Source organism: Luteimonas salinisoli (assembly GCF_013425525.1).
In the GTDB taxonomy this organism is placed as follows: domain Bacteria; phylum Pseudomonadota; class Gammaproteobacteria; order Xanthomonadales; family Xanthomonadaceae; genus Luteimonas; species Luteimonas salinisoli.
The window spans coordinates 21,544-41,782 of the sequence record NZ_JACCKA010000087.1 but is presented as its reverse complement, the minus strand read 5'-3'; the positions used below and the strand labels follow the sequence as shown (position 1 = coordinate 41,782).

22 protein-coding genes are annotated in these 20,239 nt (G+C 70.9%); 19 read left to right on the top strand and 3 right to left on the bottom strand.

Annotation, left to right across the window (positions count from 1 at the left end; genetic code table 11):
- Nucleotides 1-55 precede the first annotated feature (55 nt).
- From H0E84_RS16205 to flgA, 3 genes are all read right to left on the bottom strand, one after another.
- Nucleotides 56-391 (bottom strand): flagellar protein FlgN, encoded by a 336-nt coding sequence (locus tag H0E84_RS16205; protein ID WP_180679686.1) that lies wholly within the window; start codon nucleotides 389-391, stop codon nucleotides 56-58.
- A complete protein-coding gene (gene flgM, locus H0E84_RS16200) occupies nucleotides 391-702 on the bottom strand; it encodes a flagellar biosynthesis anti-sigma factor FlgM (RefSeq protein ID WP_180679685.1) in 312 nt (103 codons plus the stop codon). Before flgM ends, H0E84_RS16205 begins: the two co-directional genes overlap by 1 nt.
- A gap of 77 nt (nucleotides 703-779) precedes the next feature.
- On the bottom strand, nucleotides 780-1,421 hold the full coding sequence (gene flgA / locus H0E84_RS16195; RefSeq protein ID WP_180679797.1) for a flagellar basal body P-ring formation chaperone FlgA: 642 nt from the start codon (nucleotides 1,419-1,421) through the stop codon (nucleotides 780-782).
- Nucleotides 1,422-1,572: 151 nt separating this feature from the next.
- On the opposite strand from flgA, the gene H0E84_RS16190 reads away from it, so the two are divergent.
- The 19 genes from H0E84_RS16190 to rpoN all read left to right on the top strand — a co-directional run bounded on the left by H0E84_RS16190 (nucleotide 1,573) and on the right by rpoN (nucleotide 20,227).
- Entirely contained in the window at nucleotides 1,573-2,541 is a 969-nt protein-coding gene (locus tag H0E84_RS16190; RefSeq protein WP_180679684.1) for a chemotaxis protein, read from the top strand.
- A 152-nt stretch (nucleotides 2,542-2,693) separates the two neighbouring features.
- Complete coding sequence (gene flgB, locus H0E84_RS16185) at nucleotides 2,694-3,089, top strand: flagellar basal body rod protein FlgB (RefSeq protein WP_180679683.1); 396 nt, start codon at nucleotides 2,694-2,696, stop codon at nucleotides 3,087-3,089.
- Between the two features lie 3 nt (nucleotides 3,090-3,092).
- Nucleotides 3,093-3,500 (top strand): flagellar basal body rod protein FlgC, encoded by a 408-nt coding sequence (gene flgC, locus H0E84_RS16180; RefSeq protein ID WP_180679682.1) that lies wholly within the window; start codon nucleotides 3,093-3,095, stop codon nucleotides 3,498-3,500.
- 22 nt (nucleotides 3,501-3,522) lie between these two features.
- Entirely contained in the window at nucleotides 3,523-4,194 is a 672-nt protein-coding gene (locus tag H0E84_RS16175) for a flagellar hook capping FlgD N-terminal domain-containing protein (protein ID WP_180679681.1), read from the top strand.
- A 29-nt stretch (nucleotides 4,195-4,223) separates the two neighbouring features.
- Entirely contained in the window at nucleotides 4,224-5,447 is a 1,224-nt protein-coding gene (flgE, locus tag H0E84_RS16170) for a flagellar hook protein FlgE (protein WP_180679680.1), read from the top strand.
- Between the two features lie 106 nt (nucleotides 5,448-5,553).
- Nucleotides 5,554-6,303 (top strand): flagellar basal body rod protein FlgF, encoded by a 750-nt coding sequence (locus tag H0E84_RS16165; RefSeq protein ID WP_180679679.1) that lies wholly within the window; start codon nucleotides 5,554-5,556, stop codon nucleotides 6,301-6,303.
- A 227-nt stretch (nucleotides 6,304-6,530) separates the two neighbouring features.
- The gene (gene flgG, locus H0E84_RS16160) at nucleotides 6,531-7,316 is read left to right on the top strand and encodes a flagellar basal-body rod protein FlgG (RefSeq protein WP_180679678.1); all 786 of its coding nucleotides are present in this window, start codon (nucleotides 6,531-6,533) and stop codon (nucleotides 7,314-7,316) included.
- A gap of 10 nt (nucleotides 7,317-7,326) precedes the next feature.
- Nucleotides 7,327-8,070, top strand: coding sequence for a flagellar basal body L-ring protein FlgH (gene flgH / locus H0E84_RS16155; RefSeq protein WP_180679677.1), 744 nt, complete (start codon nucleotides 7,327-7,329; stop codon nucleotides 8,068-8,070).
- Between the two features lie 14 nt (nucleotides 8,071-8,084).
- A complete protein-coding gene (locus H0E84_RS16150; protein WP_180679676.1) occupies nucleotides 8,085-9,218 on the top strand; it encodes a flagellar basal body P-ring protein FlgI in 1,134 nt (377 codons plus the stop codon).
- Nucleotides 9,218-10,393: a flagellar assembly peptidoglycan hydrolase FlgJ gene (gene flgJ, locus H0E84_RS16145; RefSeq protein WP_180679675.1), complete on the top strand. Its 1,176-nt coding sequence runs from the start codon at nucleotides 9,218-9,220 to the stop codon at nucleotides 10,391-10,393. Before H0E84_RS16150 ends, flgJ begins: the two co-directional genes overlap by 1 nt.
- An 11-nt stretch (nucleotides 10,394-10,404) precedes the next feature.
- Complete coding sequence (flgK, locus tag H0E84_RS16140) at nucleotides 10,405-12,285, top strand: flagellar hook-associated protein FlgK (RefSeq protein ID WP_180679674.1); 1,881 nt, start codon at nucleotides 10,405-10,407, stop codon at nucleotides 12,283-12,285.
- Nucleotides 12,282-13,484 (top strand): flagellar hook-associated protein FlgL, encoded by a 1,203-nt coding sequence (gene flgL, locus H0E84_RS16135; RefSeq protein WP_180679673.1) that lies wholly within the window; start codon nucleotides 12,282-12,284, stop codon nucleotides 13,482-13,484. Before flgK ends, flgL begins: the two co-directional genes overlap by 4 nt.
- A gap of 350 nt (nucleotides 13,485-13,834) precedes the next feature.
- Nucleotides 13,835-14,983: a flagellin gene (locus H0E84_RS16130; protein WP_180679796.1), complete on the top strand. Its 1,149-nt coding sequence runs from the start codon at nucleotides 13,835-13,837 to the stop codon at nucleotides 14,981-14,983.
- 220 nt (nucleotides 14,984-15,203) lie between these two features.
- Nucleotides 15,204-16,589 (top strand): flagellar filament capping protein FliD, encoded by a 1,386-nt coding sequence (gene fliD / locus H0E84_RS16125; protein WP_180679672.1) that lies wholly within the window; start codon nucleotides 15,204-15,206, stop codon nucleotides 16,587-16,589.
- A gap of 21 nt (nucleotides 16,590-16,610) precedes the next feature.
- Complete coding sequence (fliS, locus tag H0E84_RS16120; protein WP_219339787.1) at nucleotides 16,611-17,027, top strand: flagellar export chaperone FliS; 417 nt, start codon at nucleotides 16,611-16,613, stop codon at nucleotides 17,025-17,027.
- Nucleotides 17,024-17,317, top strand: a complete 294-nt coding sequence (locus tag H0E84_RS16115) for a hypothetical protein (protein WP_180679671.1) — start codon at nucleotides 17,024-17,026, stop codon at nucleotides 17,315-17,317. Before fliS ends, H0E84_RS16115 begins: the two co-directional genes overlap by 4 nt.
- A complete protein-coding gene (locus tag H0E84_RS16110) occupies nucleotides 17,317-17,886 on the top strand; it encodes a PilZ domain-containing protein (RefSeq protein ID WP_180679794.1) in 570 nt (189 codons plus the stop codon). Before H0E84_RS16115 ends, H0E84_RS16110 begins: the two co-directional genes overlap by 1 nt.
- Nucleotides 17,887-17,977: 91 nt before the next feature.
- Nucleotides 17,978-18,610: a response regulator gene (locus H0E84_RS16105; protein ID WP_180679670.1), complete on the top strand. Its 633-nt coding sequence runs from the start codon at nucleotides 17,978-17,980 to the stop codon at nucleotides 18,608-18,610.
- 186 nt (nucleotides 18,611-18,796) lie between these two features.
- Entirely contained in the window at nucleotides 18,797-20,227 is a 1,431-nt protein-coding gene (rpoN, locus tag H0E84_RS16100; protein WP_180679669.1) for an RNA polymerase factor sigma-54, read from the top strand.
- Nucleotides 20,228-20,239: the final 12 nt, after the last annotated feature.

Below are 20,239 nucleotides of genomic sequence, written 5' to 3'. Positions count from 1 at the left end.
CCCTCATTCTAAGGGCCCCCGCGGTGCGCAGGAACCACCGGCCGCAGGTGCCGCGCTACGCCACCGCGAGCTGGCGCGTGGCGCGAACCACGTCCGCGCGGCCGCGGGCATCGTATTCGGAGCCGCTCTCGCTGCGGCCGAGGTGGCGCAACGCCCAGTTGACCTCGCGCCGGCGGCGCGCCAGCAGCGCGCCGTTGGCGCGGTTGACCTCGGCCAGCTCGGCCAGGCGCGTGGCGATGCCGTCGGCCGGATGGTTCTCGAGCGCGCGCAGTGCCGCGAGCTTGGCCTGGGTGGACGCCATCAGCGCCTCCACGTCGTGCTCGAGCAGCGCGCGGCGCTCCTCGGCCAGGGCCGCGGCCAGGCACTCCAGGCTGGCGTCGGCGCCGGACATCAGCCGTCCAGCTGCCGGTCGAGATCGAGCATCCGCGAGGCGATCGCCTCGGGATCGATCCTGTAGCTGCCGTTCTGCAGCGCCTCGCGCACCGCATCGACGCGGCCCTGGTCGATCGCCGGAGCGGCGGCCAGGTCGCGCTGCAGCGCCTGCAGTCCGGCGGCCTCGCCGGTCAGGCGCAGACTGTCGGCAGGCGGGGCGGCCTCGACCGGGATGGTGCGCTCGGCGCCGGCGCGCGCCACCTGGCCGCTCGCGGGGCCGGTGCTGCGGACCGCCGTCGGTGGCGGGCTGCCTTCGATCTTCTGGCTCATGGTGGCGTCCTGAATGCGGGTACGTGATGGTTATCGGCGCCCGGTCGGGAGACTTTAGGACGGATTCGCCCTTCCCGTCACCGCGCCACCACCACCGCGCCGTCGGCGCCAACCGTTCCCTGGATCACCCGCCGCGAGGACAGGTTCTCCACGCTGACCCGTTCGTTCTCGCCGGCGTCGGCCAGCGCGCGTCCGGTCATCCGCACCTCCAGTCCGCCCACGCCGGAAACCAGCGGGACGATATCGCCGCGCCTGACCAACCGCGGCGCGATCAGGTCGCGTGCGGTCAGCAGGCTGCCGGCCGACAGCGCCCGGCGCGCCACCCGGCCGATCGCAGCGGCAGGCTCCGACAGCGCCGCACCGACGATGCGGGCGGCGTCGCGGGTCTCCGGGGCCAGCATCTCCGGGCCGATGATCTCGCCCGCAGCCACGCCGCGGCTGAGTACCAGTACGGTCTGGCTGCGGTGGATCCTGACCGGCACATATAAACGCCAACCGTCGGGGCAGGAGACCTCCACCGTCGTGCCGGCCCCGGGTCGCGCCTCCAGCGGGCTGGCGCAGCGCGGCATGCGCAGCGCCGGGTCGAGGGTGGCCTCGGCCTCGGCATCGCTGCCCAGCGCGGCCAGCGCCGCCGCGCGGATCGACTCCACCGGCTGGAACCCGGCGCCGGCCCACAGCATCGTCGGCAGCAGCGCCAGCAACATGAGCAGCAGGCGCAGCCCTTGGCGAATCGGGGCTCTTGGCAGGAATGGGCGCATCGGCGCCTCCGGGCGGCGGGGTCGCCACGACCGCTGCAAGCGGCGTGCCGCGCCCGGTGCCCGACGCCCGGCGGACGGCTCAAGTCCGCCGGGCTGGCGCCGATATCGCGGCATGAACCAGGACCTGCTCAACCGCATCGACCAGCGCACCCGCCTGGCCGGCCACAACCGGCTGGCGCTGCTGCTGTTCCGGCTCGGCGGCCGCCAGCTTTTTGGCGTCAATGTCTTCAAGGTACAGGAGGTGCTGCGCCGCCCGTCCCTGTTCCAGCTGCCCGGGTTGCCGCCGCAGTTCGCCGGCGTGGCGGACGTCCGCGGACGCTCGGTGCCGGTGCTCGACCTGGGCCTGTCGATCGGCCATCCCGAGCGCGGCCGCGACACGGAGGCGGAGACCGGCTACCTGGTGGTCACCGAGTTCAACCGTTCGGTGCAGGGGTTCCTGGTCAGCGACGTCGAGCGCATCGTCAACATCGCCGTGGAGGACATCCATCCGCCGCCCGAGCTCGGCGTGGAAGGCAGCTATCTCACCGCGGTGACGCGCTTCCAGGACGCCCTGATCCAGGTGCTGGACGTGGAGAGCATCCTCGCCGAGATCGCGCAGACGCGGATGGACGCCAGCCTGGCGCCGGAGATGGTCCTGCCGGCCGATGCCCCGCCGATGCAGGTGCTGGTGGTGGACGACTCGCGGGTAGCGCGCCAGCAGATCCGCAGCGTGCTCGACCAGCTCGGGGTGGGCGCCACGCTGCTCTCGGACGGACGCCAGGCGCTGGAACACCTCCTGCAGATCCACGCCGGCGGGGAGGATCCCGGCGAACGCTACGCCATGGTGATCTCCGACATCGAGATGCCGGCGATGGACGGGTACACGCTGACGACGGAAATCCGTCGCCAGCCGGCGCTGGCGGGGATGTACGTGCTGCTGCACACCTCGCTGTCGGGCGTGTTCAACAATTCCATGGTCGAGCAGGTCGGCGCCAACGCCTTCGTGCCCAAGTACAGCCCGCACGACCTCGCCGAGCGCGTGCTGGCGCGGCTGCACGACGTCGCCGCGCGTATCCGCAGCCGCCAGGCCGCCGCGGCCTGACGCCCATCCGGGCGCGGCGCCCGTAGCGCCCGCGCCACGGCGTTCCAGCCACCCGCTCCGACCGCCTCGGCTCGTCCGCGCCCCGCAGCCGCCGGCGGCCGTTCTGGCACGGCGCTTGCAGCTTCCCCGGCACAGGTCCGCCGGAGGCTGCCATGAACAATCCGATCTCTTCCTACCTCGGGCTGCAGGCCGACGCCCTGCCGCTGCGCGAGCAGCGCATGAAGCTGATCGCCAGCAACCTGGCCAACGTCGATACCCCCGGCTACCACGCCCAGGACCTCGACTTCAACGCCGCGCTCGCGGCCGCAGGCAGCGCCCGGCAGGCCGCGGGCGCCACCCACGAGCGGCACCTGGCCGGCAACGCGCTGGAGGGCCTGCTGCCGTTCCAGTTCGCGCGCCCCGCCTCGCAGCCCAGTCTCGACGGCAACACCGTCGACCCCGACGCCGAGCGTGCGGCCTACGGCCGCGCCGCGCTGGAGTACCGCGCCTCGCTCAGCTTCCTCGAATCCAAGGTGCGCACCATGCTCACCGCCATCACGGGGCAATAAGCCATGAGCAACCTGCCGATCTTCGACGTCGCCGGTTCCGCGCTGCAGGCGCAATCGGTGCGGCTGAGCACCCTGGCCAGCAACCTCGCCAATGCCGATTCGGTCTCCGGTTCGCCCGAGACCGTGTATCGGCCGATCGAGCCGGTGTTCCAGGCCGTGCGCAGCCGGACCGACCCCACCATCACCGGGGTCCAGGTGAAGGAGATCGCCGAGAGCGACGCCGCCCCGATCCAGCGCTACGAACCCGGTCACCCGCTGGCCGACGAGCAGGGCTACGTGTACTCGCCCGATGTCGACCCGGTGGCGCAGATGGTCAATCTCATTTCCGCCTCGCGCAGCTACCAGGCCGGCGTCGAGGTCCTCAACACCGCCAAGGAGCTCGCCCTGGCCACCCTGAGCATGGGCCGTTGAGCCCCCACCCGGAGAACCGCCCGTGAGCAGCATTCCCAGCGACGTCTACGCCAGCCTCGGTCTGGCCGGCGCCAATACCGGCAAGGCCGACAAGAAGGACGAGTCCATGGGGCAGGCCGACTTCCTGCGCCTGATGACCGAACAGCTCAAGCACCAGGATCCGCTCAAGCCGATGGAGAACAGCGCCTTCCTCGGCCAGCTGGCGCAGTTCTCCACCGTTCAGGGCATCCAGGACCTCAACAGCGCCGTCGGAGGCTTCGCCTCGGCGCAGAGCGCCGAACAGATCATGCGCGGCGCCACCCTGGTCGGACGCGAGGTACTGGTGCCCTCGGGCAGCCTGGCCCTGGGCGAGGACGGCGGCGCCGGCGGCGTGGTCGCCGCGCCCGGCCCCGGCACCGTGGTGTTCGAGATCACCGACGCCAACGGCCAGCCGGTGCGGCAGCTGAGCCTGCCGGCCGCGGCGGCCGGCGAACTGGCGTTCGCCTGGGACGGCAACGACGCCGCCGGCAACCGCCTGCCGCCCGGCAAGTACGCGATCAGCGCCAAGCACAGCGACACCGCCGGCAACGTCACCCAACTGGACAGCTACGTCCAGGCGCGTGTGGAAAGCGTCACCGTCGGTTCCGACGGCCTGTATCTCGACCTGCGCGGTCTCGGCACCGCTCCCATCGACCACGTGCTCCGCATCAGCTGAGCGCTTCCAAGCATCCACCGGAGTCCGTCATGAGCTTCAATACCTCGCTGTCCGGCATCAACGCGGCCAACGCCGACCTCAACGTCACGTCGAACAACATCGCCAACGTCAACACCACCGGCTTCAAGGAGTCGCGCGCCGAGTTCGCCGACCTGTTCTCCTACACCAACTATGGCCTGTCGCGGAACGCGGTCGGCACCGGAGTGCGGGTGAGCAACGTCGCCCAGCAGTTCTCGCAGGGCAACATCGACCCGACCGGGCGCAGCCTGGACATGGCGATCGAGGGCGAGGGCTTCTTCACCCTGAACAAGAACGGCGCGACGCTGTACTCGCGCGCCGGCAACTTCCAGACCAGCAACCAGGGCTATGTGATCAGCCCCGATGGCGCCAGGCTGCAGGTCTTCCCGCCACGCGCCGACGGCAACGGCTTCGACGTCGGCCGCCTCGGCGACCTGCAGCTGCTGACCACCGACAGTCCGCCGCGCCAGACCGGCAGCGTGGACGTGATGTTCACCCTGCCCGGCAACGCCGCCGCGCCGGCGATCGCGCCGTTCGATCCGAGCGAGCCGAACAGCTACAACCATTCGACCGGCGGCATCAACGTGTTCGACTCGCTGGGCGTGAGCCACGTGCAGACCTCGTACTTCGTCAAGACCGCCAATCCCAACGAGTGGCAGGCGTACAACTTCGTGGACGGGGTGCAGGTCGGCGCGCCGACCACCCTGCAGTTCTCGAACTCGGGCGAGCTGCTGACGCCGCCCGGCGGCTCCATCGATCTCGACCCCTACACCCCCGCCACCGGCGCCGGCGTGCTCGACCTGACCCTCAACCTGGCCGGGTCCAGTCAGTACGGCGAGAGCTTCCAGCTGCGCGACGCGCGCCAGGACGGCCACGCCGCCGGCAAGCTCAACGAGATCAGCGTCTCCGCCGACGGCGTGGTGTTCGCGCGGTACTCCAACGGCGCCGATACTCCGCTGGGCCAGGTGGCGTTGACCACTTTCACCAACCCGCAGGGCCTGCAGCCGCAGGGCAACAATGCCTGGGCCGAGAGCTACAGCTCGGGCACTCCGCGCACCGGCGCCCCCGACACCTCGGACTTCGGCCAGGTGCAGTCGGGCGCGCTCGAGTCCTCCACCGTGGACCTCACCGCCCAGCTGGTGAACATGATCGTGGCCCAGCGCAACTTCCAGGCCAACGCCCAGATGATCACCACCCAGGACCAGGTCACGCAGACCGTCATCAACATTCGTTGATGACGACTCGTGATTGGTGATTGGAGGGGCTCCGCCCCTCCTGCGCCAGTCCGCGGATCGCCGGATCCCGAATCACCCATCACCCATCACCAATCACGGCAGCCCAATGGACAAAGCACTCTACGTCGCGATGACCGGCGCCCGCGCTTCGCTGCAGGCCCAGGGCACCGTCTCCCACAATCTCGCCAATGCCGACACCGCCGGGTTCAAGGCTGCGCTGGCCAATACCGAATCGTTCCGGATCCCCGGCACCGGCCATGCCTCGCGGATCGATGCGATGCACGTCGACCAGGGCTTCAACTCCAAGGTCGGCTCGCAGCGCGTCACCGGCAACCCGCTGGATGTATCGCTGCAGCAGAACCACTGGCTGGCGGTGCAGGCCGGCGACGGCGGCGAAGCCTACACCCGCGCCGGAAACCTGGCGGTGACCCCGAACGGCCAGCTGGTGACCGCCGGCGGGCGGCCGCTGCTGGACGAAAACGGCAATCCGATGGCGATCCCGCCGCACCAGGCGCTGGACATCGGCCAGGACGGCACGGTGTCGATCGTGCCGCTGGGCGAGGGGCCGCAGACGCTGGGGGTGATCGGCAGGCTGCGCGTGGTCGAGGCCGCGCCGGAGCGCCTGGCGCGCGGGCTGGACGGGCTGATGCGCAATACCGACCCGGCGCAGCCGCTGGCGCAGGGTGGCGACGACGCCCTCACCGCCGGTGTGCTGGAGGGCAGCAACGTCGATGCCGCCGGCGCGCTGGTGCAGATGATCCAGCTGCAGCGTCAGTTCGAGATGCAGGTGAAGATCATCCAGCGCGGCGACGACAACGCCCAGGCGGCGAACAGCCTGCTGCGGCTGGGGGGCTGAAAAGCCGGGAATGGGGAATCGTGAATCGGGAATCGACACGGCCGCTTCGGCTCTTCCGATTACCCATTCCCCATTCCCCATTCCCGATTCCCCATTCCCCATTCCCCATTCCCGATTCCCGATTCCCGATTCCCGATTCCCGATTCCCGATTCCCGGCGCCGTGGCACGCCACTTGCAGCACTCCCGATAACGGCGCCACCACGGCGCCAACCCGAGGAACCGCACCATGAACCAGGCTCTCTGGGTCGCCAAGACCGGGCTGGACGCGCAGCAGACGCGCATGTCCGTGGTCAGCAATAACCTGGCCAATACCAACACCACCGGGTTCAAGCGCGACCGCGCCAACTTCGAGGATCTGCTGTACCAGCAGGTCCGCCAGCCTGGCGGCGCCACGTCCAACCAGACCCAGCTGCCCTCCGGGCTGCAGCTGGGCACCGGCGTGCGTGTGGTCTCCACCGCCAAGGACTTCCAGCAGGGCAACCCGCAGCAGACCGGCCGCGCCCTCGACGTGATGGTCAACGGCCGCGGCTTCTTCGAGGTGCTGATGCCCGACGGCACCCCGGCCTACACCCGCGACGGCAGCTTCCAGATCAGCGCCCAGGGCGAGCTGGTCACCAGCAGCGGTTACCCGGTGCAGCCCGGCATCCAGGTGCCCGAGGGCGCGCAGTCGGTGACCATCGGCAACGACGGCACCATCAGCGTGCAGATGAGCGGCGAGGCCCAGGCGCTGGAGATCGGCGCGCTCACCCTCACCGACTTCATCAACCCGGCAGGACTCCAGGCACGGGGCGAGAACCTCTACCTCGAGACCACCGCCTCCGGCCCGGCCCAGAACGGCACCCCCGGCCTGAACGGCCTCGGCGCGCTCGAGCAGGGTGCGCTGGAGGGCAGCAACGTCAACGTGGTCGAGGAGCTGGTGAGCATGATCGAGACCCAGCGCGCCTACGAAATGAACGCCAAGGCGATCTCCACCACCGACTCCATGCTCGGTTACCTCAACAACAACGTCTGACGGTGCCGCGATGAACATTTCAAGCTCCCACCTGCGGCTGCTGGCCGTCGCGCTCTGTCCGGTCCTGCTGGCAGGCTGCGTCGCCGCGGGCGACATGCGGCCCTACCCCCCGCTTGCGCAATCCCGTGCCTACGGGCAGCCGATGGCGCAGGCGGGCGCCGGCCAGCAAGCGGCCGTCGCCGCCGCGGCCCCCAATGCCGGCGGGATCTACCAGGCCAACGCCGGCAATACCGGCGGGATGTCGCTGTTCTCCGACCGCCGCGCGCGGGGCATCGGCGATCTGCTGACCATCAATCTGGTCGAGAACACCACCGCCCAGACCGCCGCGAGCACCAGCGTCGGCAAGGAAAGCGACTTCAGCCTGGCGGCGCCCTCGGTCTTCGGCGCGCCGGTGACCATCGGCGGCCGCGACGTGCTCAGCGCCTCGGTCAGCGGCGGCCGCGACTTCGACGGCACCGGCCGCAGCGCCCAGAGCAACAAGCTGCAGGGCCAGCTGACGGTGACCGTGGTCGACGTGCTGCCCAACGGCAACCTGGTGGTCGAGGGCCAGAAGGACATGCGCCTGAACCAGGGCGACGAATTGGTCCAGATTCAGGGAATCGTGCGCCCGGCCGATATCGGTCCGGACAACACCGTGCCCTCGGGCCGGGTAGCCGACGCGCGGATCGCCTACGGCGGCCGCGGCGCGATCGCCCAGTCCAACTCGATGGGCTGGCTGAGCCGGTTCTTCAACTCGCGTCTGTATCCCTACTGAGCAGGACCACGGTGATGAGCAAGATCCACGGACGTGCGTTCCCAGCCGCCGGCTTTGCCGCGCTGCTGGTCTTCGCCACCCTGTTCGCCGCCCTGCCCGCGCAGGCCGAGAGGATCAAGGACCTGGCCAGCGTCGGCGGGGTGCGCGGCAACGCGTTGGTGGGCTACGGCCTGGTGGTGGGCCTGGACGGCAGCGGCGACCGCACCAGCCAGGCGCCGTTCACCGTGCAGAGCCTGAAGAACATGCTCAACGAGCTCGGCGTCACGGTGCCCCCGAACGTCAACCCGCAGCTGAAGAACGTCGCGGCGGTGGCGATCCACGCCGAGCTGCCGCCGTTCGCCAAGCCCGGCCAGACCATCGACATCACCGTGTCCTCGATCGCCAACGCGGTCTCGCTGCGCGGCGGCACCCTGCTGATGGCGCCGCTCAAGGGCGCCGACGGCCAGGTCTACGCGATCGGCCAGGGCAGCCTGGTGGTCGGCGGCTTCGGTGCGCAGGGCCGCGACGGCTCGCGGGTTTCGGTGAACGTGCCCAGCGTGGGGCGCATTCCCAACGGCGGCATGGTGGAACGCGCCGTCGCCGGCGGGTTCGAGAACGCCGGCGAGCTGACCCTCAACCTCAATCGCAACGACTTCACCACCGTCTCGCGGATGGTGCAGGCGTTGGACGCGGCGTTCGGGCCGGGGACCGCGCGCGCGGTGGACGGGGTCACCGTCTCGGTGCGCGCCCCGTACGATCCGAGCGCGCGGATCGGCTTCCTGGCCCAGGTCGAGAACCTCGAGCTGACCCCGGGCGTGGCCGCGGCCAAGGTGATCATCAACTCCCGCACCGGCACCGTGGTGATCGGTTCCCAGGTCCAGGTGATGCCGGCGGCGATCTCGCACGGCTCGCTCACCGTCACCATCACCGAGAGCGTCGACGTCAGCCAGCCCGGCGCCTTCGGCGGCGGCGATACCGTGGTCGCGCCGCGTTCCGAAGTGGGCGCGACCGAATCCGGCAGCCGCATGTTCAAGTTCGCCGGCGGCACCTCGCTGGACGAGATCGTGCGCGCCGTCAACGCCGTGGGCGCCGCGCCCGGCGACCTGATCGCGATCCTCGAGGCCCTGAAGCAGGCCGGCGCGCTGCGGGCGGAGCTGGAGGTGATCTGATGCGCATCAACGCGCCCATCGAGCTGCAGCAGGCCACCCGCCCCGATGCCGCGCGCATCGACGAGGTCGCGCGCCAGTTCGAAGGCGTGTTCGCGCAGATGCTGATCAAGAGCATGCGCGACGCCAGCTTCGGCGACGCGCTGTTCCCCGGCGAGAACCAGCTGTTCCGCGAGATGTACGACCAGCAGCTGGCCAAGTCGATGACCCAGGGCCAGGGCCGCGGCCTGGGCCTGGCCGAGGTGATCGCGCGCCAGCTGGGCGGCGGCACGCAGCCGACGTCGGATCCGGCCAGCGCCGCGCGCGCCTATGCGCTCACCGGCGCGGACCGCGACCAGCGCCCGGCGCCGGCGGCGCTGCCCGGAATGACCGAGCCGGCGGCGAACCAGTCCCTGGATCTGCCGGCCAGCCCCGTCGAGCAGGTGCTGGACCTGATCGCCGGGCGCAGCAGCGGCGCTACGCGCGATACCGCAGAACCCTCCACCGCGCGCGAGTGGATCCTGGCCGCCAGCGCGGCGCGTTCGCAGCAGGCCGCGCCGGCGGCCTCCAGAGCGCCGGCATCGCCCGCGGAAGCTGCCGCCGCCAGCCAGGCAGCGGCTTCGTTCCCGCCGCGCAGTCCGGAGCAGTTCGTGGCCAGGATCTGGTCGCACGCGCAGGAGGCGGCGCGCGAGCTCGGCGTGGATGCCCGCGCCCTCGTCGCCCAGGCGGCGCTGGAAACCGGCTGGGGCAAGCGCATGATCACCCGCGGCGACGGCGCCACCGCCAACAATCTGTTCGGCATCAAGGCGACCGGATGGAAGGGTCAGCGCGCCACCGTCAATACGCATGAATACACCAACGGCGTGCGCCACAGCGAGCGCGCCGATTTCCGCGCCTACGATTCGCCGGCCGAGAGCTTCGCCGACTACGTGCGCATGATCAAGAACAACCCGCGCTATCGCCAGGCGCTGCAGTCCGGTGGCGACGTGCGCCGCTTCGCCAGCGCCCTGCAGCAGGCCGGTTACGCCACCGATCCGTCGTACGCCGACAAGATCAGCTCGATCGCCAATGGCCCGACCCTGGGCCGGGCGCTGTCCGCCATCAGCAGCTTCGCCACGCGCTCCGGCGACGCGGTCCACGGCGCCGGGCGCCTGGTGGCCGGCGCCGTGGAAACGCTCGGCGACGCGGCGCGTCGTTGAGGTAGCCCAGCATGTCCAACGTCCTCTCCACCGGCACCAGCGCGTTGATGGCTTTCCAGCGGGCGCTGTCGACGGTCAGCCACAACGTCGCCAACATCAACACGCCCGGCTACAGCCGGCAGCGGGTGGACTTCGCCACCCGCAACCCCACCGACTACGGCTACGGCTACGTGGGCGGCGGCACCAAGATCGCGGACATCCACCGCGTCGGCGACTCGCTGGCCACGTCGCGCCTGCTCGACGCCGGCGGCGAACTGGCAAGGCTGCAGCAGCTTTCGGGACTGTCCAACCGCGTCGACAGCCTGGTGTCCAACAACGCCACCGGCATCTCGGGCATGTGGTCGAACTTCTTCGACTCGGTGAGCGCGCTGTCCTCGAACGCCGGCTCCACCGCCGAACGCGAGAACCTGCTGGCCCAGGGCAACGCCCTGGCGACCCGGTTCGCGCAGCTCGACGGCGAGTTCGACCGTCTCGACCGCGAGGTCGACGCCGGCCTGCAGTCCGCGGTCGGCGAAATCAACCGACTCGCCGCCGAGATCGCCCAGCTCAACGGCAAGATCGGCAGCAGCGGCGGGAAGGCGGCGCCCGACCTGCTCGACCGTCGCGACCTGCTGGTCTCGCAGCTGGTCGACTACACGGGCGGCACCGCGGTCTCGCAGGACGGCAGCACCATCAACGTGGTCACCGCCGGCGGCCAGGCGCTGGTGGTCGGTGCCACCGCGTCGCGGCTGGGCATCGTGTCCGATCCGTTCCAGCCGGGACGCCAGCAGCTCGCGCTGGAGAGCCAGGGCCAGCAGATCCGCCTGGACGAACGCGCCCTCGGCGGGCGCGCCGGCGGACTGCTCGAGTTCCGCAGCAGCGTGCTCGATCCGGCGCTCGCCGAACTCGGCCGCATCGCGATCGGCCTGGGCGACGCCTTCAACCGGGCGCATGCCGCCGGCATGGACCTGTACGGGCAGATGGGGGGCGCGTTCTTCGACCTGCCCTCCCCCGCGGTCAACGCCCATGCCGGCAACGCCGGCAACGCGGTGCTGCAGGCGTCGCTGGGCGACGTCGGCGGGCTGGACGGCCGCAACGTGGTGCTGCGCTTCGACGCCGGCGGCTGGAGCGCGACCCGCGCCGACACCGGCGCCAGCGTGCCGCTGACCGGCACCGGCACCGCGGCCGACCCGCTGCGCGTCAACGGGGTCGAGATCGAGGTGGGCGGTGCCCCGGCCAACGGCGACCGCTTCCTGCTGCAGCCGACCGCCGGTGCGGCCGGTGCGATCTCCGTGGCGATCACCGATCCTTCGCGCATCGCCGCCGCCTCGCCGGTCAAGGTCTCCGCCGACCTGGCCAATACCGGCACCGGCAAGCCCGGCAAGCCGGCGGTGGACGACGCCTCGCATCCGGACCTGTTGACGCCGGCCACCATCGAGTTCATCGACGGCAACCAGTACACCGTCGACGGCGCCGGGCCCTACGCCTACACCCCCGGGCAGACCATCAGCGCCAACGGCTGGCGCATGACCCTGGATGGCGCTCCTGCCGCCGGGGATGCATTCACGGTGGGCCCGACCGGCGCCGGCTCCAGCGACAACGGCAATGCCGCGCTGCTCGCCAACCTGGACGACGCACGCACCCTCAACGGCGGCACCGTGAGCCTCAACGGCGCCGTGGCCGGCCTCACCACCTCGGTGGGCTCGGCCGCGCGCCAGGCGCAGTACTCCGCCGAGGCCCAGCAGGTGATCCACGACCAGGCGCAGGCCGCACGCGACTCGGTCTCCGGCGTCAACCTCGACGAGGAGGCCGCCGACATGCTGCGCCTCCAGCAGGCCTACCAGGCGGCGGCGCAGATCATCTCCACCGCCGACACGATGTTCCAGTCCATCCTCAACGCGACGCGCCGATGAACGTCCGCATCTCAACCGGCATGATGTACAGCCAGTCGCTGGCCTCGATCCAGTCGAAGCAGGCCAGTCTGGCGAAGATCCAGCAGCAGCTCAGCACCGGCCAGCGCCTGGTCACCGCCAAGGACGATCCGGTCGCCGCCGGCGCCGCGGTCGGCCTGGACCGCGCCCTCGCCGAACTGGAACGCTTCGGATCCAACGCCGCCAACGTGCAGAACCGCCTCGGCCTGCAGGAGAACGTGCTGGCCCAGGCCGGCGGGATGATGGGCCGGGTCACCGAGCTGACCGTGCAGGCCAACAGCGCCGGGCTGTCCGACGCCGACCGCGCCGCCATCGCCAAGGAGATCGGCAGCATCCGCGACGGCCTGCTGGACCTGGCCAACAGCACCGACGGCAGCGGGCGGTTCCTGTTCGCCGGCGCCGCCGATGCCGCTGCGCCGTTCTCGATCGTCGGCGGCAGTGCCGCCTACGGCGGCGACCAGGTCCAGCGCCGCGTCGAGATCGCCCCGCAGATGTTCGTCGCCGACAGCCAGCCGGGCAGCGAAGTGTTCATGCGCGTGCGCACCGGCGACGGCCGCGTCGACGCCAGCCCCGGCGCGGCCAACACCGGCACCGGCCTGCTCGGCCAGTTCGCGCTGACCGACTCCACCGCCTGGAACGGCGGCACCCACACCGTCAGCTTCACCGCGGCGGACGCCTACGAGGTCCGCGACAGCGCCGGCACGGTAATCGCCAGCGGCGCCTATGTTGCGGGCGAAAGCATCGCCTTCGCCGGGGTGCAGATGCGGATCGGCGGAGCACCGGCGCCGGGCGACGAATTCTCGATCGGTCCGGCCGGCACTCGCGACGTGTTCGCCACGCTCGACCGGCTGATGTCGACGCTCACCGACGCGCCCACCAGCGACCAGCAGAAGGCCGCCCAGCAGAATGCGCTGCAGCAGTCGATGCGCGATGTCGCCACGGCGCAGGCCCACCTGGTCGACGCCCGCGCCGCCGGCGGCGCCCAGCTCGCGGCCATCGACACCGCCGCCGAACTGCGCGATTCGCAGGCGCTGACCATCGAGACCACCCTGTCGGGCATGCGCGATCTCGACTATGCCGAGGCGATCAGCCGCTTCAGCCTCGAGCAGACCGCGCTCGAGGCCGCGCAGCTCAGCTTCACCCAGATGCAGCGGCTGTCGCTGTTCAACATGATCCGCTGATCGATCGCGAGGTCGCGACTTCCGTCGCTCCAGGGCCTCTCCAGTTGCGGACCGACGGCGAATACGGCGCTCGAAGGCACGTCGCAGTGTCCCGGGCCGGCCCGCCCGCGAACAAACCTCAACTTTCCCCGTCACCTGCCGCCAGGCGATCACGCCGCCGGCTCGTTCGCCCGCATAACGCCTCCCGATAGCCGAGTCAACGATTTTCTTGCGCAATCCGCTAAAGGTTCGCCGCGAGGCGTCGTTAATGTCTCCAGCAGAGGACAGGGCCGAAACAGACGGCATCCCCCTGCGGAGCAACCGGCCAGGCCCTGTGACCCGCGCCGGATTCCCTTCACCAGGAGACCAGCATCATGTCCGTCATCAACACCAACACCATCTCGCTGAACGCCCAGCGCAACCTGGGCACCAACAGCGCCAGCCTGTCGACCACCATCCAGCGCCTGTCCTCGGGCCTGCGCATCAACAGCGCCAAGGACGACGCCGCCGGCCTCGCGATCTCGGAGCGCTTCACCACCCAGATCCGCGGCATGAACCAGGCCGCCCGCAATGCCAACGACGGCATCTCGCTGGCGCAGACCGCCGAAGGCGCGCTGGGCGAGATCGGCAACAACCTGCAGCGCATCCGCGAGCTCGCGGTGCAGTCGGCCAACGCCACCAACTCGTCTTCGGACCGCGCCGCGCTGCAGGCCGAAGTCACCCAGCTGCTGTCGGAAGTCGACCGCGTGGCCGACCAGACCAGCTTCAACGGCACCAAGCTGCTCGACGGCAACGCACCGTCGTTCGTGTTCCAGGTCGGCGCCAACGCCAACGAGACCATCACCGTGACCTCGCCGGTCGACGCCAACGTCGTCGCCCTCGGCGGCGCCGTGACGACCTCGACCGCGCAGTCCGCGGCCGTCTCCGGCCTGGGCACGGGTTCGGTCGCGGGCGGCTCGCTGACCGTCAACGGCGTCGACATCGGCCCGCTGTCGGCCGTCGGCACCGCTTCGCAGCGTGCTGCGCAGGTGGTCGACGCGATCAACAACGTGTCCTCGCAGACCGGCGTCAACGCCAGCTTCAACTCCAGCACCGGCGTGATCGAAGTGGCCTCGGAGAGCACCATCACCTTCGGCGGCACCGACGACGGCAGCCTGACCGGCTTCGACGGCGCCGGCGCGCAGGTCTCGACCGACGCCACCGTCACCGGCATCTCCGGCCTCGATATCAGCTCCTTCGCCGGCGCCACGCTGGCCATGAAGCAGGTGGACTCGGCGCTCGACCAGATCAACTCGGCCCGCGCCGACCTGGGTGCGGTGCAGAACCGCTTCACCTCGGTGGTCGCCAACCTCAACACCAGCGCCGAGAACCTGACCGCGTCGCGCAGCCGCATCCGCGACACCGACTTCGCCAAGGAGACCGCCGAGCTGTCGCGTACGCAGATCCTGCAGCAGGCCGGTACCGCGATGCTGGCCCAGGCCAACCAGATCCCGCAGAACGTCCTCAGCCTGCTGCGCTGATCGCGGAAGATCCGGACGGCGGGCCGCCACGGCCGCCGGCAACACCCAGGTCCCCTCCCTCGTGGAGGGGATCTGCTTTTCCGGGATCCGGTCCTCGGGGCGCCGCCCGCTCACCCGGTCGCCCCCCGGGCCCTAAAGAACACCGGTCCAGGGCCGCTATTGCTCATGAGCCGGCCCACCGGCAGGCGGCGATCGAACGATCGCCAGACGGGAGATCCACATGGCGGACTATTCATTCGGGTACGGCGGCATCGGCTCCGGCATCGACATCAGTTCGATGGTCAGCCAACTGGTGGCCGCCGACCGGGCCCCCCAGGACGCCCGCCTCAACAAGCTCGAATCGGCCGCCAAGTTCAAGCTCTCCGGCGTCGGCAGCGTCAGTTCGGCGTTCGATGCGCTGAAGACCGCGCTCGAGGCGTTGAAGAAGTCCGACGCGATGGGCGCCCGGTCGGTCAGCTCGGTCTCGGCCGACAGTACCGCCGGTACCGACAACGTGCTCGGCGCCAGCGTCGGCAAGGGAACGCCGGCCGGCCAGTACCAGATCGAGGTGCTGTCGCTCGCCAGCGCCCACAAGCTGATGGGCGCGGCAGTCGCGACCGGCACGCTGTTCGATGCCGGCAAGCTTTCGCTCAGCATGGGCGGCGAATCGGTGACCATCGACATCGCCACAGGCAGCAGCCTGGCCGACATCCGCAGCGCGATCAACGACAAGGCCGCCAGCCTCGGCGTTCAGGTCTCGCTGATGACCTCGGACGACGGCCAGCATCTGTCGATCGCGTCGACGAAGACCGGGGCCGCCAATGCGATCTCGCTCGCCTTCGTCGAAGGGGGCGGCGATCTGTCGGCCCTGGTCGGCGGAATGCAGCAGACCAACGCGGCCGCCGACGCGCGGGTGTCGATCGACGGCCTGGTCACCACCTCGGCCGGAAACGCGATCGCAGATGCCGTGCCCGGCATGACCCTGACGCTGAAGAAGACCGGCACCAGCACCGTCACGGTCGCCTCCGACGCGGCCGCCAGCCGCAAGCCGGTCGAGGACGTGGTCAAGGCCTACAACGCCGCCATCAAGGCGATCGCCTCGGCCACCTCGTACAACAAGGAAACCGATACCCCCTCCTCGCTCACCGGCGACGGGCAGATGCGCGGCGCCGCCGGCCAGCTGCGCGGGATGATGGCCGATCTGCTGGGCGGACTCGCCGCGCAAGGGCTCGACGCGAAGTCCATCGGCCTGCAGACCCGGGCATATCCTTCCAACGACGGCACCCTGGTACTCGACACCGCCAAGTTCGACGCCGCGATGGCGGCGAACCCGGGCAAGATCACCGCCGCGTTCACCGGAAGCGACGGCTTCGCCGCGCGGCTGGCCGGCGTGGTGAACGGCTACGTCGGCACCGACGGCAGCTTCACCCTGCGCACCAAGGGCATCAACGACCAGCTCAAGGACGTGGCCCGGCAGCGCGAGTCCGTGAACCTGCGCATGGAAGCCACGGCCAAGCGCTACCAGGCGCAGTTCGTCGCCCTCGACACTCTGATGGCGCAGATGTCCACCACCAGCAACTACCTCGCCCAGCAGCTGACCGCCCTGTCGGCCCAGCAGCGGCTCTGACGCATTCCCAGGAGCATTCCGATGTCGCCCCGTTCCCACGCCGCCGAGTACCGGCAGAACCACCTGGAAGGCAAGGTGATGGATGCCGACCCGCATAAGCTGGTGTCGCTGCTTTTGGCCGGCGCCTGCGACCGCATCCGCCTCGCCGAGGCCTGCCTCGAGCAGGGCGACCAGGCCCGCAAGGGCAAGGCGATCGGCGAGGCCTGCGCCATCGTCGGCCACCTCGACGGGTCCCTGGACCACGAGGCCGGCGGCGAAGTCGCCGGCAACCTGTCTGCGCTCTACGACTACGTGGTGCGGCGCCTGACCGCCGCCAACCTGCACAACGATGGCCAGGGCCTGCGCGAATCGCTATCGCTGCTGGCCGAGGTCGATGCCGCCTGGAACGCGATCCCCGCCCAGCAGCGCCAGTTGCAGCCGAACGGAGGGGCGGCATGAGCGAACCGACGCTGGGCCATCTGCAGGCCGGTCTGGACGCGCTGGCCGAGGCGCTCGATCAGGACGATTTCGCTCCGGCCGGATCGCTGCTGGCGCAGTATGATCGCGACCTGCGCGCCTACGTCGAGACGGTCGGAGGCAACGCCCCCCTCGGCGCGCTGCGTGCCATGCTGCAGATGCAGAACTCCCTGGCGGCGCGCATGCAGGAGCGGCAGCGCGGCATCGCCGCGGAGCTGCGCGACATGCGCCAGGCGGGACATGCGGCGCGGGCCTATTCGGAGCTCGGATGATGAACGCAAACGGGGTGTCCGCGGTCCAGGCCGAGCAGGACCTGTTCGGCGACGCCCTGAGCTGCGAGCTGTACCTGCCCGCTCAGCTGGTCCCGGGACCCGCGCCCGGCAGGCTGCCGCAGGCCGAGGCGCTGCTGGCCGGGCTTGCGCAGGTCGAGGACCTGCGCAAGGACGACTCCGGGGAGGAGCGCGGCGAGCTGCCGCTGCTGGCCCAGCGCATGGACGCCAAGCTCGACCTGATGCTGATGCTGATCGGACGCATGGTCAGCCGTTCTTCCGACGCGCTGCCCCTGCGCGCGCTGCGCTGGTCGCACCGCGGCGCGCGCCTGGATGCGCCGGCCCGGTCCGGCATCGCCGCCGGCGATGCCGGCGTGCTGCACCTGCAGCCTTCGGAGTGGCTGCCCGACCATCTCGAGCTGCCGGTGGCGGTGCTGGCCGAAACGGCCGCCGACGGCGGCATGCAGCGCGTCTGGCTGCGCTTCGGAGAGTTCCCGGCGGGCCTGTCCGACGCGCTGGAGAAGCATCTGTTCCGCCTGCACCGCAAGCAGATCGCCGCCAGCCGCCGTTGAAGCCGGGCCTGGGCCGGCGGCGCCGCGATTCCCTATCGACCCCGCCTCGGCTATGGTGGCCGCGACCACGATAGGACAGCCGACCGGACCCGTGCGCGTACTGATCGTCGACGACCACACCCTCGTCCGCGCCGGCCTGAGCCGGCTGCTGCAGGGTTTTGCCGGCGTCGACGTCTGTGCCGAGGCCAGCAATGCCGAGCAGGCGGTGGACCTGGCGGCGCTGCACCGTCCCGAGATCGTGCTGATGGACCTGTCGCTGCCCGGGCGCAGCGGCCTGGACGCGATGAGCGCGATCCTCGGCGCGCTGCCCGCCACCCGCGTGGTGATGATGTCGATGCACGACGACGCCGCGCACGTGCGCGATGCGCTGGAGCGCGGCGCAGCCGGCTTCGTGGTCAAGGACGCGGCGCCGATGGAGCTGGAACTCGCGCTGCGCACCGCCGCCGGCGGCGAGGTGTTCCTCAGCCCGCGGCTGTCGTCCAAGATGATGGCACCGCTGTTCGGGCGCGAGAAGCCGGTCGGGGTGGCGGCACTGTCGCCGCGCCAGCGCCAGATCCTGGCGCAGATAGGCCGTGGCCTGAGCAGCAAGGAGATCGCCGCCGACCTCGGCATCAGCGTCAAGACCGTGGAGACCCACCGCGCGCGGATGATGGAGGCGCTGGGCTGCCGCCGGGCCACCGACCTGCTGCTGCTGGCGGCCCGCCACGGGCGGGAACTGGACTGACTGGCCGGACTGAATGGGGCGCGCCGGAATTCCGGCGCCGGAAATCCGTGCCCATGTAGGGGTGGCCCCTACACGCGTCGGGAAATTGACGACGCGCGTCGGGAACGTCCCGATTCAACTCCCGTCGCCACCCCCGCAAGATGCGCTCTACGGGCACCGCTCCACCGGTGCCGACCGGGAGCCACCATGAAAGGCAGCCAGATCCAGTCGCAGCAGCTCGGCCAGCAGCTCAACCTGACGCCGCAGCTGCTCCAGGCCATCCGCCTGCTGCAGCTCGACAGCATGCAGCTCGAACAGGAGGTCCGCCAGGCGCTGGAGCTCAATCCGCTGCTCGAGCTGCAGGAGGAGGCCGAGGCCCAGGCCGCGCCCGACGCCGACCGCTCCGTCGCGGACGCGGTCGCGGTCGAGGTCGCCGCCTTCGACGAACTGCCAGAGTCGTCGATGTGGGACGTGCCCGGCGCCGGCTGGCGCGAGGGCCAGGACGACGGCATGGCGCGGATCGCCGACGGCGGATCCAGCGATCCGCAGGTGCGGATCCTCCAGGATCTCGCCCTCGAGCTGGCCCCGGCCGAGCTGGAGATCGCCGCCTTCTGGCTCGAACACTGCGACGACGCCGGCTACCTCGACGCCGATCCGGTGGCGCTGGCGCAGCGCGCCTGCGCGCGCTTCGACGTCCCGGCCGCGCGTATCGAGGCGGTGCGCCAGCGCCTGCTGCACGGCGAGCCGGCCGGGATCGCCGCGGCCAGCCTGCAGGAATGCCTGCAGGCGCAGCTGGCCGCCCTGCCCGGGCCGGTGGCCGGCCGGCCGCTGGCGGCGCGGATGCTGGCCGGCTGCCTCGACCTGCTGGCCGCCCACGACCACGCCGCCATCGCCCTGCGCCTGGCCGCGGACGAGCAGGACGTGGCCGAGGCCGCCCGCCTGGTGCTGGCGCTCGATCCCCGCCCCGGCGAGGCCGGCCGCCCCGACGGCAACGCCGTGGTGGTGCCCGACGCGGTCGCCTGGTTCGCCGATGGCCAGTGGCGCGTGGCGCTCAACGGCGCCACCGCTCCGCGCGTGGCCGTCAACCCCATGTACGAGCGCGCCCTCGCCGGCGGCGGCGACGAGGCCGGCAACGGCCAGCTGCGCGCCCTGCTGCAGGAGGCGCGCTGGCTCAGCCGCGGACTGGCGATGCGCTACGACACCCTGCTGCGCACCGCGCGGGTGATCGTCGAGCGCCAGGCCGGGTTCCTCGAGCGCGGCGACGAGGCGATGGCGCCGCTGACCCTGAAGGAGGTCGCCGACGCCATCGGCATGCACGAGTCCACCGTCTCGCGCATCACCACCGGCAAGTACCTGCAGACCCCGCGCGGGACCATCGAGATGAAGCGCTTCTTCGCGGTCCGCCTGGAGGGCGCCAACGTCTCCGGCACCGCGGTGCGGGCGATGGTCAAGCGCCTGATCGACGCCGAGCCGCCGCAGCGGCCGCTGGCCGACGACGCCATCGCCGAGCTGCTGGCGCGCAACGGCGTGCACATCGCCCGCCGCACCGTGGCCAAGTACCGCGACCAGCTCGCCATCGCCCCGGCGCGCCAGCGCCGCCGCGGCGCCCCCCGACCGCTGATGGCCCAGGCGGGCTGAGGACACTACCGG